The organism is Streptomyces sp. NPDC006458, from assembly GCF_040612135.1.
Taxonomy (GTDB): Bacteria; Actinomycetota; Actinomycetes; order Streptomycetales; family Streptomycetaceae; genus Streptomyces.
Genome location: NZ_JBEXPR010000001.1, coordinates 528,467 through 543,627 on the forward strand (window position 1 = coordinate 528,467; position 15,161 = coordinate 543,627).

Annotated in this window: 8 protein-coding genes; 1 reads left to right on the forward strand and 7 read right to left on the reverse strand. The window is 76.3% G+C overall.

Annotation, left to right across the window (positions count from 1 at the left end; genetic code table 11):
- Positions 1–80 precede the first annotated feature (80 nt).
- The 4 genes from ABZZ79_RS02505 to ABZZ79_RS02520 are packed head-to-tail and all read right to left on the reverse strand — an operon-like array spanning position 81 to position 7,399.
- Positions 81–4,262 carry an SAV_2336 N-terminal domain-related protein gene (locus ABZZ79_RS02505; RefSeq protein WP_356685595.1) on the reverse strand — a complete coding sequence of 1,394 codons (4,182 nt, stop codon included), beginning with the start codon at positions 4,260–4,262 and terminating at the stop codon, positions 81–83.
- 8 nt (positions 4,263–4,270) lie between these two features.
- Complete coding sequence (locus ABZZ79_RS02510; protein WP_356685596.1) at positions 4,271–5,275, reverse strand: MoxR family ATPase; 1,005 nt, start codon at positions 5,273–5,275, stop codon at positions 4,271–4,273.
- A gap of 22 nt (positions 5,276–5,297) precedes the next feature.
- A complete protein-coding gene (locus tag ABZZ79_RS02515) occupies positions 5,298–6,977 on the reverse strand; it encodes a trypsin-like peptidase domain-containing protein (RefSeq protein WP_356685598.1) in 1,680 nt (559 codons plus the stop codon).
- Positions 6,974–7,399 carry a CU044_2847 family protein gene (locus ABZZ79_RS02520; RefSeq protein ID WP_356685600.1) on the reverse strand — a complete coding sequence of 142 codons (426 nt, stop codon included), beginning with the start codon at positions 7,397–7,399 and terminating at the stop codon, positions 6,974–6,976. Before ABZZ79_RS02520 ends, ABZZ79_RS02515 begins: the two co-directional genes overlap by 4 nt.
- Before the next feature lie 205 nt (positions 7,400–7,604).
- Between ABZZ79_RS02520 and ABZZ79_RS02525 the strand changes: the two genes are divergently transcribed.
- Positions 7,605–11,267, forward strand: coding sequence for a S8 family serine peptidase (locus ABZZ79_RS02525; protein WP_356685602.1), 3,663 nt, complete (start codon positions 7,605–7,607; stop codon positions 11,265–11,267).
- Between the two features lie 283 nt (positions 11,268–11,550).
- Here the strand turns inward: ABZZ79_RS02525 and ABZZ79_RS02530 are convergent, their stop codons facing one another.
- The 3 genes from ABZZ79_RS02530 to ABZZ79_RS02540 form a co-directional block, all read right to left on the reverse strand.
- Complete coding sequence (locus ABZZ79_RS02530) at positions 11,551–12,939, reverse strand: carboxyl transferase domain-containing protein (RefSeq protein ID WP_356685603.1); 1,389 nt, start codon at positions 12,937–12,939, stop codon at positions 11,551–11,553.
- Positions 12,936–14,378 carry an acyl-CoA synthetase gene (locus ABZZ79_RS02535; protein ID WP_356685605.1) on the reverse strand — a complete coding sequence of 481 codons (1,443 nt, stop codon included), beginning with the start codon at positions 14,376–14,378 and terminating at the stop codon, positions 12,936–12,938. Before ABZZ79_RS02535 ends, ABZZ79_RS02530 begins: the two co-directional genes overlap by 4 nt.
- A 95-nt stretch (positions 14,379–14,473) precedes the next feature.
- Positions 14,474–15,106: a class I SAM-dependent methyltransferase gene (locus ABZZ79_RS02540; protein WP_356685607.1), complete on the reverse strand. Its 633-nt coding sequence runs from the start codon at positions 15,104–15,106 to the stop codon at positions 14,474–14,476.
- Positions 15,107–15,161: the final 55 nt, after the last annotated feature.

Below are 15,161 nucleotides of genomic sequence, written 5' to 3' on the forward strand. Positions count from 1 at the left end.
TTCTGGGATGCGCCGGGCGGGGCGCCGCCGAACGGTTGATTTGCCCCTTGTCTCCTGAATAAGTGTCAGGTGAAGGTGGTCTACAGGGTGGAGACCGCGTCGAGCACGGGCCCCAGCGAGGCCACCGTGAGCTCACAGCCCGCCTCGCGCAGCCGCTGCTCGGTGGTGGGGTTGCGGGCCAGGCCCACGCACGGCAGACCGATGCGGCGGGCGGCGGTCACCTCGGCGGGGGAGGAGGTGACCAGCAGTCCGTCGGACGCGGGGCGGCCGGGGCTGTCCAGCGCGCGCAGCAGACAGCTCGGCTCGGGCATCAGCCGGGTCAGGTCGTCGGCGCGCCCGTGGACGCCGGCCGTCAGGGGCAGGCGGTACGGCTCCAGGCAGCGGTGGACCGCCGGTGCCGACACGTCGGTGACGACCCCGAGCCGGCGGCCCGACTCGTGCAGGGCGCGGACCAGCGCAGCCGACCGGTGGGTGGCGGGCGCGTCCGGGGCGGCCCGCAGTTCGAGCGCGTCGAGCCGCTCGCGCAGGACGGGGCCGAACCGGTCGCGCGCGAACGTGCGCAGGACGTCCAACGGATGCGGCGACGCCTCGCGCGGCACCTGGCGTGCCAGCGGCCGGCCGCTCAAGGCGTCCCGCGGGTCACGGTGTTCGGCGACCAGGGACAGCAGCTCCAGCGCCGCCTCGCGCGCGCCCCGGGCGGAGTACAGCCGGGTCAGCGGGCCGTCGAAGCCGAACAGGACGGTTTCGGCGGCGGAGAGCAGACCGGGAAGGGTGGGCGGCGCCGTGGCGGCGGGCCGGGGCGCGACCGGGGCCTGGGCGGTTCTGGCCCGGGGTGCGAGCCGCACCGAGCAGCTCACCGCCAGGCCGGGCACCGGCCATTCGCCCAGCGCCGCGTCGATCGCGCGCTCGGCGCCCGCCGCGTGGCGCAGTGAGTGATGGCCGGTGATCCGCGAGGCGACCTCGGTGAGCCTGTCGAGCAGCAGCGGCAGCACCCGCGTGGTCCTGCCGTGTACGAACGCCACCGGGTCCGTGACGTGCCAGGTCAGCTCGACAGTGGCCGGGAAGGGCTCCTTCCCGGAGCTGGGCAGCCGGAGTTCCGACCGCGCCCCGTGCGGGGTGAGGTCGACCTCGTAGTACGTCGTGACGCCCGACTGGGCGGGGGTCAGCAGGGCCGGCGGGCCGTCCGGCGGCGCGTGGACGACAGCGGTACGGCCCGCGTCGGGGATGCCGAGTTCGCGCGGGTCTCGCGTGATCAGCGGGCCGCGCACCAGCTCCCGGGTCCAGGACGGCGGTGGGCTGCCGGGCGACAGCGCGCAGTACCAGCCGAAGGGCGGGGCGTCGACCTCGCCGTACCAGGGCAGGAACCGCTGCGGGCCCTGGGCCGCCGAGCTGGCGGCGAACTGCGCGTACAGGGCGGGCGGTACGGCGATCAGCAGGGGCGCCTGCACGGGCGGCTGCCACGCCTCCTGGAACGTCACCCGCACCCGCGGCGCGTCCCGCAGCTCCGCCAGGGCCTCGGGGAGCGTGCGCAGGGCGGCGACCAGGACGGGCAGGAGGTAGGCGTCGGGGGCGGTGCGCACCTCGTACCCGTCCGTCCGCACGGTCACCTCGTACCGGTCGGCCGGGAGCGCGCCCCGGGCCAGCGTCTCGTGCACGGCGTACTCCAGGGCGATCCGTGCCTCGGGGTTGCCGGCCAGGCTGTCGGCGGCGAAGACGATCGAGGGGGCCGGGCTCGTGTCGCCGCCGAGTTCGGAGCGGGCGCGCAGGAGGGTGTCGCGGAGCCGGTGGAGACGGTCCCGGGCGATCCGGGCGGCGGGGCCGGGGACGTTCGACATGGGCGTGTCGGTGCGCCACAGGTCCAGGGCCTCGTCGACCAGTTCGCGCGCCAGGGCCGAGTCGCCCTCCCGGCGGGCCTCCTCGGCCCGCCGGGCCAGCTCCTCGCCGTGCACGAGGTCCACGTAGTCCGCGCTGGTGTGCAGGGCGTAGCCGTCGGGGGAGGACGCGAGGGCGGCGTCGGGGCCGAGGTGGGTGCGGAGCGCGGTCCAGGTCGCGGCCAGCACCTGCGGGGCGTCGTGCGGCTCGTCGGCCGGGTGCCACAGGCCCGCACGGAGTGCGTCGGCGGTGACGAAGGTGCCGTGTTCCAGAAGCAGCAGGACCAGCATCGCCCGTGCCGTGGGCTGGAGTCCGGCAGCGTGCTGTTGCCGCATCAGGTAGTGGCGGCGTGGTGTGTACGTCGCTTGCACGGCCCGTTCCAGCTCGGGGTCCATGAGCAGGTCCAGGGCCTGTGGCCGGGCCCAGGACAACTGGTTCAGCGCTCGCGCGTACGTCCGCCGCGCGGGCTCCGGCAACCGGTCGAGCACGGCGGGATCGACGGGGCGGCGGGTCTGACGGCGGGGGTCCGAGGCCAGCCGCGTCAGCAGCCGGCCGAGCGCCCGCAGATTCTCGCCCGCCCGCGTGCCCGTCTCCGGGACCAGTTCGGCGTCGAGCAGGATCCTGCCGTCCGGCAGCAGCACCACCTGGCGCATGTCGAGGCCGTCGAGGGCGCCCCCGGCCTCGTGCATGTCCTTGAAGAAGCGGGCGAGCCGGGCGCCGACCGACACCAGCAGGGGTGGCGGGAGCCGGTACCCGTTGGGCGCGGCCAGGTCGTACAGCCGGATGCCGCCCCGGTTGTCCCGCCCCGCCCCGTCCCGGTTGTCCCGCCCCGCCCCGTCCGTTCCCGCCAGCCGCCGCAGGCTCTCCGCGCTGACCGTCGCGAACGCCTCCCCGTCCGCGCCCGCCTCCGTTCCGCTCTCCGCCGGCGTCGACGCCGTGAACTCGCCGCGGGCCCGCCCCACCCGGCTGTCGATCAGGCCGCCCACCCGCTCCAGCAGATCGGCCGTGCGCAGCCGGGCCGTGCGCGGAACGCCCCGCAGCAGCAGCTCGCGCACGCCGGGCCGGAAGGCGTAGGAGCCGGGCGGCCCGTCCACGGCCGTCAGGAGGCCGCCGAGGATGACCTCGGCGAGGTGCTGAGGGCGTGGATCGGGCTCCAGGACCGCCTGGACCAGCCGCATCACCGGCAGGTCGGGGCGGCCCAGCGCGACATGGCCGGCCAGGCGGTAGGCCTCGGGGGAGGCGGTGGCACGGAAGCGCAGGACCAGGTCCTCGGGGCCCAGCCGGGTCAGGTCGGTGCGGTCGTGCGCGCCCGGGGGCGCGCCGCCGAGGCGGGCCACGGCCGCCGGGTACCGCGTGCCGCCGGGGGCCGCGACCAGCGAGGCCCAGTTCGCCAGCCAGGCGGGTTCGGGTTCCAGGACCGGGAGGGGGAGTCCGGCGAGGTCTCCTTCCGGGACGTCGTCGTACGGGGTGAACGACAGCGCGGCGGAGGGGGCCGCCGGGTGGGGGGCCGACAGCCGTCCCGCCGCGGCCGGCAACGCCGTGTCGCGCCAGAGGTGTTCGGGCAGCGGCTGCACGAGGGCGAGCGGCATGTGCCGGGCCCAGCGGCGCAGGGTGCCGTACCAGCGGGTGCCCGCCGGGCCCTTGCGCCACTGCGGGCCCATGCAGTCGCTGACCAGCAGGGTGAGGGTGCGCCCGTCGGCGGGGGCGTGCGCGGCGGGGCCGTGGACCGTGCCGTCGGGCTCGGCGCGGTGCACGGTGACCGTGCGGAAGACGCCGGACTGGGCGAGCGCGGTGTGCAGTTCGTCGATCAGGGGCCGCCAGACCGGCATGGTCGGGCCCGTGTCGTGGACGAGGTTCAGCCGCAGCCAGCGTTCCCGTGCCGGGCGCAGGACCGGCAGCCACCACCGCGGGTGGGCGTCCGCGCGGGCGATGCGCTCTGCGGTGGCCCGCTCGTCCAGCTCGTGGCCCGTGGGCGCGTCGATGCGGCGCTTGAGCGGGCGCAGGGCGCGTTGCAGACCGAGGGGGTGGCGCAGCATCGGCGGGACGGGGGCCAGCAGGGCGGTGTGCCGGGGCGCCGCCGGGGCGGGTGCCCGGCGGGGCGCGGGCAGGTGCAGCGGGGCGCGCGCCGGGGTCTCGGCTGAGCCGGGCTCGGGTTCACGGGGCGGCGTGGGCGTCCGCTGCGGGCGGTCCTGCGGGGGCCTCGCCCGTTCCTGCGGTTCCACCGGCTCCGCAGCCGGCCGCGTCTGCTCGCGCCCGCCGTCCATCCGCCCGGCCAGCCACAGCAGTTCGGCCAGCTCGCGGGCGGTCGGGCGGACGCCGGAGGACGCCTCGGCGAGCAGGTCGGCGAGGCGGGCCAGCGGGTCCGGGGGCGGGAGGGCGTCGGTGGGCACGGTGGGTGTCAGAAGGCGTCGGGCTGCGGGGCCTGGCCCAGGTACGGCATGAGCAGGGTGGCCAGTTCGTCCAGCGACTCGGCGGCGAGGTCGGAGGACTGGGCGAGGTAGATGGCGTTCAGGAGCTGGTCGGTGGCCAGGTCGCCGCCGCCGACCCGGGACAGGAAGCGTTCGATCAACTGCTCGGCGTAGCTGTCGGGTTCGCCCAGGTGGGCGCGGACGATCCCGGCGAGATGGCGGTCGTCGGGCTGGCGCAGCCGCAGCGTGACGCAGCGGCGCAGGAACGCGGGCGGGAACTCGCGCTCGCCGTTGCTGGTGAGCACGACGAACGGGAACGCCCGGCAGCGGACCCGGCCGCGCTCGACCGTGACGTGCTCGTCGGTGCCGTCCGCGAGGACCTCGGCCTTCGGGGTGTGCCGGGCGGCGCGCACGAGTTCGGGAATCTCGTACTCGCCCTCCTCCAGCACGTGCAGCAGGTCGTTGGGCAGGTCGAGGTCGCTCTTGTCGATCTCGTCGACCAGCAGCGCGCGGGGGCGTTCGTAGGGCAGGAGCGCGGTGCCGAGCGGACCGAGGCGCAGATGGTTCTCGATGCCGGAGGTGTCCACCGGGTCCGACTCGGCGGAGCGGCGGGCCGCGTAGAGCCGGGACAGCGGGTCGTACTGGTAGAGGCCGTCGTGCAGGGTGCTGCGGCTGGTGATGTTCCAGCGCAGCACCGGGCCGAGGCGCAGCTCGCGGGCCACCGCGTGGGCCAGGGAGGACTTGCCGGTGCCCGGCGGGCCGGTGACCAGCAGCGGGCGGCGCAGGTACAGGGCGGCGTTGACCAGTTGGACCGTCTGCTCGGTGGCCCGGTAGGTCTCGGCGCGGTGGACGCGGTCGGGGGAGGCGTCGTCCGTCTCACGCGGCGGCGGGAGCGGCGGGCCGCCGTCGAAGGCCCGCCAGGGCGGGGGTGCGGGCAGCTCGGTGATGCCGTCGTGCGGCGCGTTCGTGCCGGTGTAGACGGGCCACAGGGGCATGGGGGGTCTTCTCCGTGGGGGCTCAGGCGACGGGCGAGTGCAGACAGGCGGTCGGCTCGGGGAAGCAGCGCGGATCGTCCCACAGCAGCTGGATGCCGTGCGCCCAGTGCCGGTCGGGTTCGTCCTCGGCCTCCGCGGTCTCGCGCAGGGTCAGGATGTGGCGGGGCAGTTCGGCGGGCGGGATCCCGGCGACGGCCCGGTCGAGTTCGTCGAGGAAGGAGCGGCCGGGGCACGGGCCGTCGTGGTCGGTGTCCGGGCCGGGGCAGCCGGTGCGGGACCACAGCAGGACGGGCACGGGGACGTTCACCCCGACGTCGAACCGTTCGCGCGCGGCGGTCGGCGGGGCGGCGTAGGCGGCCACGCCCGCGTCCTGCTCGCGCAGCCGGCGGCGCAGGCTCGGCGGGCGCTCCTGGCTGCCGCAGTCGACGCGGTGCACGGCCGTGCCCCCGGCGTCCAGCTTCTGCCACTTGCGGGCGAGCTGGTGGCGCTGGCGCCCGCTGCGGTGCCGCGACCGGTCGGCCACCACCAGCGGGTAGGCGCAGCCCAGCGGGGTGGGGTCGTCGTCGCTGCACTCCCAGTGGGCGACGGGCTCGTTCAGCCACTCCCTCGGCAGTACGAAGGTGATCAGCTCCTCGGCGTCGGGCGCGAGCTGGGTGAACGCCTCGTCGATGCGTTCCTGGACGTAGGCGCGCACCGCGGAGCGGGGCAGGCGGCGGGTGCCCACCGGGCGGCGGTGGCCGTCGCGGTAGGCGGAGACCTCCACGGTGACCTGGTCGGCACCGGCGCCGCTGTGCTCTATCTCCACGACGATCGGCGACCAGGGTGTGTCCCCGGGCGAGGCCGCCGCCGGGGAGGGGGCCGCCGGTGTCCCGTCCAGCAGCTCCGCCAGCCGGTCGGCGAACCGGGGCACCGCGTCGGGGTCCGGCACCTCCCACTGCACATAGCGCGCCGCCTGCTCCAGCGAGGCGAATCCGCCGGGCGGCAGCGGCGGCCCGAACAGGCCCACCGCGTCGACGTAGAGCCGGTCGGGGGCGAGCTCCGGGCTAGCCGTACGCCCGGCCCGGCGCACCAGTTCGTACAACTGCCCGCGCGCCTCGGCGGCGTGGCCGTCGGTCGGCACGAGCGCGCCCAGGCCGGGCCAGTAGCGGGCCATGACCTCGCTCGGCAGCATGCGGCCCGCGTGCACGCCCCGGGCGCCCGCGACCGCCGAGACCATGCCGACCACGCCACCGTCCGCCAGCGTGACCGCGGCCCCGCTGAACCCGGCCACCAGCGGCTGCCCGTGCGCGGCGGTGGCCTCCAGCTGGACCCACTCGTCCGAGATGCGCGGGCCGGGCAGGGCGCGGTAGGACGCGAGCATGCCTTCGTCGTAGCCCTTGGGGAAGCCGTACGCCACCAGTTCGCCGCCGTACTCGGCGTCGGGCGGGGCGAACACGGCCGGGGCGAGCGGCACTTCGCGCGCCAGCTCCAGGACGGCCAGGTCGCCGGGGTCGGTGACGCCGCCCCGCCAGCCGCCGTGGACGGCGACGGAGGCGGTGATGCCGCCGAGGTCCCGGCGGCCCGGGAAGGACACGGTGATCTCCGCGGTGTCGCCGAAGCGCACGACATGGGCGCAGGTGAGCACCCGGCGCGAGGAGACGAGGAAGCCCGCTCCGACCTCCCTGCCGCACTCGACCCGGGCGTGCCAGGCGTCCTTGCTCATGCGCGCCCGTCGGCCGGGTCCGGCGCCGTCCCGTCCGGTGACGCCTGGCCGGGTGATGCCTGATCCGCTGACGCCTGGCCGTGTGCTGTCCGGCCCGGTGACACCTGGCCCGGTGACCAGCTGAGCCTGACGACCAGATGGCCCTCGGCCGCGCCCTTGGCGATGACCGCGCCCGTCTCCGCGCTGAGCTTCACACCGAACTCCAGCTCCACCGCGTCCGGCCGCAGCGAGCCGTCGCGGAACACCCGCAGCGCCGACTCCGCCGCCGCGCGCACCCCGCCGAGCGCTCCCTCGAAGGTGCGGGCCGCCTGCGCGGGTCCGTCTCCGCGCGAGACCAGCCGGGCGCCGGACTCGTCGTCGTCGGCTCCTTCCACGACGACCACGGCGCCGTCCTCGGTCTTGAACTCCACCAGGCCGTCCATGGTGCCGTCCGCTCCCCCGTGTTGTGCGTGACCTCGAAGAACTCCATTGTTGCGGAGGACACTTGGCGTTGTCGCGCGGCAAACGCCGGGCGGCGAGTCGCAGTGGCGGAAACCCGCCATCACGAGGACCGATCTCTCCCGGGCAACTCACCGGCGGCACAAGGCGCATGACACTTCTCCCACCACTCGACCGAGAGAGGTGGGGATGACCACAGGACCAGTCGGGCGCGCGGCCGCGGTGGTCGCGGCCGGAATCGTGCTCACGCTGACGCCCGCGCCGGACGGGGGCGCGGCGGAAGGAACCCCGGCATCGGCGGCCGCAAGGCCGGCCGCGACGAGTGCCCCCGCCAAGGCGGGCCCCCCGGCCGCGACGAGCGCCCCGGCACCCGCGCACGCCGCGCACACCGTCACGCTCGTCACCGGCGACCGGGTGACCGTCACCGATCTCGGCCACGGCCGCAGGACGGTCACGGTGCGCAGGCCCCGGGGCGCGGACGGGGCGGTGCGCACCCGCACGGACGAGGGCCGCATCACCGTCGTGCCGGACGAAGCCCTGCCGTATCTGCGTGCGCACACCCTGGACGAGCGGCTGTTCGACGTCAGCGGGCTGATCCGCCAGGGGCTCGGCGACGACCGGGCGGGCGAGCTGCCGCTGATCGTGACCTACGACCGGGGCGCGCGGACCGCCGTGCCGCGCGGGGCCGAGCGGACGCGGAGCCTGACGAGTGTGCGCGGGGCCGCCGTGGCGGCGGACAAGGGACGTGAGTTCTGGCGGTCGTTCACCCGGCAGGACGGCATCCGTGCCGTGTGGCTCGACGGGCGGGTCCGCGCCGACATGGCCGAAAGCAACGCCCAGATCGGCACTGCCGCCGCTCGGGCGGCCGGGCTCACCGGCAGGGGCGTCACCGTCGCCGTCCTCGACTCCGGCGTCGACACCGGCCACCCCGACCTCGCCGGACGCGTCACCGCGAGCCGCAGCTTCGTCGAGGGCGAGGACATCGAGGACCGCTACGGCCACGGCACCCACGTCGCCTCCACGCTCGGCGGCAGCGGGGCCGCCTCCGACGGCGCCGAGCAGGGCGTCGCGCCCGGGGCCGCGCTCGCCGTCGGAAAGGTGCTCGGCGACCAGGGCACCGGCAGCGAGTCGCAGATCATCGCCGGAATGGAGTGGGCGGCCCGCGAGGTGGGCGCGGACATCGTGTCCATGAGCCTCGGCACCACCGAGCCCAGCGACGGCACCGACCCCATGGCGCAGGCCGTGAACACCCTCACCGCCGAGACCGGCGCCCTGTTCGTCGTCTCGGCGGGCAACACCGGCGCCCCGTCCTCCATCGGTTCGCCCGGCGCCGCCGACGCCGCGCTCACCGTCGGCGCCGTCGACTCCGCCGACCGGGCCGCCTGGTTCACCAGCGCGGGCCCCCGCCTCGGCGACAACGCCCTCAAGCCCGACCTCGCCGCACCCGGCGTCGACATCCTCGCCGCGCGCTCACGGCTCACCCCCGGCAGCGGCCCGTACACCACCCTAAGCGGTACGTCGATGGCGGCCCCGCACGTCGCGGGCGCCGCCGCGCTGCTGGCCGAGCGGCACCCCGACTGGAGCGGCGCCCGTCTCAAGGACGCGCTGATGTCGACGGCGAAGCCGCTCGACGCCTCCGCCTACGAACTGGGCGCGGGCCGGGTGAGCGTGCCGGACGCGGTCGGCTCGGTGGTCACCGCGACCGGCGGCGTCGATCTGGGCTTCCTGCGCTGGCCGTACCCGGCGAACGAGCCGGTGACCCGGACCGTCACCTACGCCAACTCCTCCGACCATGACGTACGGCTGCGGCTGTCCGCCACCGGCGGGGCCGCGGTGCTCGCCGACTCCACTCTCACCGTGCCCGCCCACGGCACCGCCGCCACCACGGTCACCCGCGACGGCGACGCGGCACCCATCGGCGCCACCAGCGGCCGGATCGTCGCCTCGGCGGACGACGGCACGCCCCTCGCCCGCACCGCGTTCGGCCTGGTCAAGGAGGACGAGCGGTACACCCTCACCGTGCATGTCAGGGACCGGGCCGGTGACGCGAGTGCCGCCGACCTCACCGTGCAGCGACTCACCGAGGGCACCGACCCGTTCCCGGCGCGGGTCGGCGACTCGGGCACGGTCCGGCTGCGGCTCGCGCCGGGCACCTACGGCCTCACCTCGTTCCTCGACGTGCGCGGGAGCGGCGGTGCCGACTCGCTCGGCCTCGGCTTCCTCGCCGCGCCCGAGGTCGTCCTCGACCGCGACCGGGAAGTCACCCTGGACGGGAGGCGGTTGCGGGAGCTGCGCGCGGAGGTCGACCGGCGTACCGAGCGGCGCCAGCTCGTCATGGAGTACGCCCGGGAGGCGAACGGCTCGCGGGCGTCCGGCGCGGTGATGGTGCCGGTGAAGTACGACAGCGTGTTCGCCGCGCCCACCGCGCGGGTCGCCCAGGGCCTGTTCGAGTACCGCACGGTGTGGCGGCTCGGCAGGCCGCAGCTTCTGGTGCGGGGCGTCGCCGACGCGGTCGTGCAGCCCGGCGGCACGCTGCCCGAGGGCCGCAGGCGGCTGCCGCTGGCCGATGCCGGGGCCGGGCCGTTCACCGGGGTGCGCGGCAAGGCGGTGCTGGTCCGTCTCACCGAGGGCGCGGACCCCGCCGAGCTGGCCCGAGCCGCCCAGGACGCGGGCGTGGCCGCCCTGTTCGTCACCGACGACCGGCCCGGCCGGCTCACCGCGTGGTGGGGCGCGGACGACGGCACCGACCGGCCCTTCCCGATCGCCACGCTCGACGCCGCCGACGCGGCCCGGCTGCGGGAGACCGCCGTCGTCGACCTGACCGGCACCCGCAACACGCCCTATGTGTACGACCTTTCGCAGGGCCACCGGGGCGCGATCCCCGACCGGGATCTGACCTACCGGCCCGGTGAGCGGGAACTGGCCGTGCTGGACACCTCCTTCCACGCGGTGCGGCCGGTGCGCGGCGGCGAGTTCCGGTACTCGCTCACCGACGCCTTCCCCCTCGGGCTCGGCTTCCAGGAGAGCGTCGACCTCCCGGCCCGGCGGACCGACCACGTCTCCACGGGCCCCGGACAGCGCTGGCAGGAGTCGGTGACCCTGGCGGACGGGGCGCTGGAACAGCGTGGGGGAGCCGTCCGGTACCGGGGCGGCACGCACCGGGACCTGGCGTGGTTCCGGCCGGTCTGGCACCCCTGGCTCGGCACCGCGCTGGACACGGACCAGCGGCGGCGCGGCGGTGTGCTGGCGCTGGACGCCCCCGGCTGGGGCGACTCCGGGCCCGACCACACCGGTGTCGGCGACGTGTGGAGCGAGGAGAGCGGCATGCGCCAGGACACCGGGCTGTACCTGGACGGCGAACAGGTAGACCGGGCGCGGGGCTCCGCCGTGCACCTCTGGGACGCGCCCGCCGACGAGCACGCCTACCGGCTCGTCACCGACACCGCGCTGGACCCCGGCCGCTGGGAACTGGCCGTCCGTGGCCACACCGAGTGGACCTTCCGCTCGGCGGCCGCCGACGGGGACCGGGAGACCCTGCTGCCGCTGATCAACCTCTCCTTCGACCTCGCCACCGACCTGGCGGGCGAGGTGCCGGGCGGGCGGCGGGTGCCGGTCGGGATCGGCGCCGCGTACGTGGCGGGGGCGGAGGGCACCGGGACGCTCGGCGGGCCCGAGTTGGAGGTGTCGTACGACGACGGTCAGACGTGGCGGGAGGTCGCGCTCGATCGCGCGGGGCGCGGCGCGCTGGGCGTCCCGCCGGACGCGCGGTACGTCTCGCTGCGGGCGTCGGCGCGGGACGACAGGGGCGGTTCCGTGCGCCAGGAGATCATCCGGGCGGTGGGTGTGCGGTAGAACCGGGGCCGCGACGCGGACGGCGCCGCCTCCCCGGGACGGGGAGACGGCGCCGCCGTGCGGTCACGGACGTTTCCCGGACGTCCTCGCCCCAGCCGCCCCAGCCGGCCCCCGGGCCAGCCGGCCGATGACCTGGACGAGGCGGGCGAGGGCGTCGGTGAGAAGGTTCGTGATCGGCTCACTCCTTGCGGTATCACGTGGGGGACCTGCGCCTCAGCCATGGTCTGCGGCCCGTCGCTCGCGCACGGTGAGCGTCTCCCGCCCCACGGACCCCACGTGGCCCTCACGGGTGACGATCACCTGTTCCAGGGGACAACCCGTCCGCTGTCCGGATCAGGCCCAGTTCCGCCAAGTCCTGTGGCCGCAGCCGGAGTTGACCGGCGGTTGCCTCGACCTCCGCCGCCGGCCGCTTGAGGATCGCGGCCGCGAGCTCCGGGGCGATCACCGAGAAGTAACTGTCCGGCGTGGCCCAGGTGTTGCCGGGCGCGGCCAGCGCCAGCGCGCCGCCCGAGCCGCCCTCGCCGATCACCAGTGTGGTCACCGGGGTCCGGGCGCCCGCCACCGCCGCGAACAGCTCCGCGATCGCCGCGCCCGCCCCCTGCCGCTCCGCCTCCGCGTCGTTCGCCGCGCCCGGGGTGTCCACCAGCGTCAGCACCGGGACGCCCAGCCGGTCCGCGAGCCGGATCAGCCGGGTGGCCGTGCGGTAGCCGGCCGGGCGGGTGGCGGTGCCGCACTGGGCGGCGTAGGCGACCGTACGTCCGTCGTGCTCGCCGAAGCCGCACAGCATGCCCTCGTCGGTGCCGCCGCAGCGGTCGCCGCTGATCGCCGCCCGGTCGGTGAAGTAGGCGTCCAGATAGGCCCGAGCGCGCGGCCGCCCGGTGGCGCGGGCACGGCGTACGGCGTCCCAGCCGGACGCGGGCAGGTCGCGCGCGCCGAGAGGCGCCGGCGGGGGCGCGGGGGTGAGCGCGACCCCGTGAGGCGGGTCTTCCCGGGACGGCCGGCTCAGCAGCCGCAGCCAGCGCCCCAGCACCCCGCGCAGCTCCTCGGGGCGGACGACCGCGTCGGCCGCGCCCGCCGCCACCTGCGCCTCGGCGGTGTACGCGGCCGGGTCGGCGTCCGCCGGGCGCACCCGGGACCCGGCGAAGCCCACCTGCGCGCCGGGCAGGGCCAGCACCACATCGGCGCCCGCGCCCAGGGTGGCCCAGCCGCCGCCGGTCGTCGGGTCGCGCAGCACGGCGATCTGCGGCAGCCCGGCCTCACGGGTGAGCACCGACTGCCGGGCCACGCGCTGGAGCTGGGTGAGCGCGATCATGCCCTCCTGCATCCGGCTGCCGCCCGTGGCGATCAACGGCACGACCGGCAGCCGGTGTTTCCGGGCGTGGACGTAGGCCGCCTCCAGCCGGTCCCCGGTGCGCTCGCCCAGCGACCCGCCGAGGAAGCCGAACTCGAAGGAGACCAGCACCGCGAGGGTGCCCTCGACGCGGGCGGTGCCGCAGACCACGGACTCGGACTCCCCGGTGCGCTCGGCGGCCCGCGCGTGCGCGGCGTCGTAGCCCTGCCAGCCGAGCGGGCCGTCGGGCGCGGACCTGCGGCCGGGCGGCGGCAGTTCGGTGAAGGACGAGTCGTCGGCGACCAGCCCGATCGCCCGCCGCGCGGTGAGACGGCCGGTCACGGGGTCAGCGCCCGCTTCATGATCTTGCCCATGTCGTTGCGTGGCAGCGCGTCCAGGTGGTGCAGCACCCGGGGCCGCTTGTGCGGGGCGAGCCGCCGGGCCACGTGCTCGGCCAACTCCTCCAGCGCGGGCGGCGCCTGGGGATCGGCGGGCACCACCCAGGCCACGATCCGCTCGCCGAGGTCGGGGTCCGGCTCCCCGGTGACGGCGGCCTCCCGCACCCCCGGATGCTCCAGCAGCGCGTTCTCGATCTCCCCGGCCCCGATCTTGTAACCGCCGCTCTTGATCAGGTCGGTGGCCTTGCGGCCGACGATCCTGACATAGCCGTCCGGCTCGCGCACCGCCATGTCGCCGGTGCGGAAGAAACCGTCCTCGGTGAACGCGGCGGCGGTGGCGTCGGGCCGGTTGAGGTACTCGGTGAACAGGTTGGGCCCGCGCACCTGGATCTCCCCGACGCTCTCCCCGTCGTACGCCGTGATCTCGGAGCCGTCCTCCTCCACCAGCCGCAGCGTCACGCCCGGCAGCGGCACACCGACGGTCCCGGCGCGGGCCTCGCCGTCGGCCCGGACGCTGGTGTTCATCAGGGTCTCCGTCATGCCGTACCGCTCGATGACCCGGCGTCCGGTCGCCGCCGCGATCCGCTCGTGGTCGTGCACCGGCAGCGCGGCCGACCCCGACACCAGCAGCCGCGCCCCGGCCAGGGCCTTCGCCAGCTCCGGGTCCCCGGGCAGGGTCTCGGCGATGCGGTGGTACATCGTCGGCACCCCGAACAGCATCGTGGCGCCCGAGGCCAGCTCCCGCGCCACGCCGCCGGTGTCGAACCGGCCCAGATGCCGCACGCCGCCGCCGCGCCGCAGCGGGCCCAGCACGCCGAGCACCAGCCCGTGCACATGGAACAGCGGCAGCCCGTGCACCAGTACGTCGGCGTCCGTCCACTGCCAGGCGTCGGCCAGCGCGTCCAGCGTCGAGGCGACGGCCCGGCGCGGCAGGACGGCGCCCTTGGGCGGGCCGGTGGTGCCCGAGGTGTAGACGACGAGCGCGGGGTCGCCGTCCTCGGCCGTCTCCTCCGGGAGTGTTCCGGAGGCGTGCACGTCGACGTCGATCCGCGTCAGGTTCCTGAGGTCGGCGGGGAGTTCGGCGCCCGGGGCGGCGAGCACGATCTCCGGCCGGCTGTCGGCCAGGATGTGCCCCAGCTCCTTCTCGCCGGACTTCGGGTTCAGCGGCACCAGCGGCAGCCCGGCGAGCAGTACGCCCACCGCGCCGACCGCCGTCTCCAGCTCGGGCGTCGCCCACACCGCGACCCGGTCCGCGCCGCGCACCCGTTCCGCCAGGGCACCGGCCGCGGCGGCGAGCCGGGCGTACGTCAGCGACCGCTCACCGAACCGGAGCGCGACGCGCTCGCCCGGTCCCTGGGCGAGTGCGGGAAAGAGGGAGGACACGCGGGCACTCCTTGACCGTCGGACACCGTGGGAGACAACACCCACTTCCTACCCGACGCCCGCCCCGGCGCGGCGCACCCGAGCCGTGACCCCGGTCACCGACCGGCCGTGACGCCCGCCCGCTCCGGCAGCCGCCGGGTCCCCACCACCACGGCCAGATCCGCCGCGAGCCGTAGCTCCACGGCGTCCAGCGCCGGGTGCCGCAGCCAGTGCAGCCGGGCCCGGTCCGGGCGGCCGCCGTGCAGCGGCGGCCAGGCGGTGGCAGGCGTGAAGTCATCCACGACGACCGTGCCGCCCGGCACGAGCAGCCGCTCCACATCGGCGGGCGGGTCCCCGTCCGTCTTGCCCTGCCCGCCGCCGTCCAGGACCAGCAGGTCGAACGGCCCATGCTCCTCGATGCGCCGCCAGTCCCCGGTCAGCACCTCGACACCCGGCCGGTCCGAGAACACGGCCCTCGCCGCCCCGGCCCGCTCCGGATCCCGCTCCACGCTCACCAGCCGCACCGGCGCCGCCGCCCCCGAGGCGAGCCAGGCCAGCCCGACCCCGAGCCCGGTCCCGGTCTCCCCGACGACCCGCCGGGCGCCGCCCGCCAGTGCGTGCAGCAGGCGGCCCTGTTCGGGACGGCAGGAGTACGGGAAGCCGTGGGCGCGGGCGGTGGCCACGGCCCGGTCGACCAGCGGGGGCAGGGCGCCCGCCGAGGCGTGCGCGGCAGTTCCGGTCAGCGACATGCCCCGATCCTGCCGGGTTCGGACCGCGGCCTCCATCACACGGGCGCTGTCACGC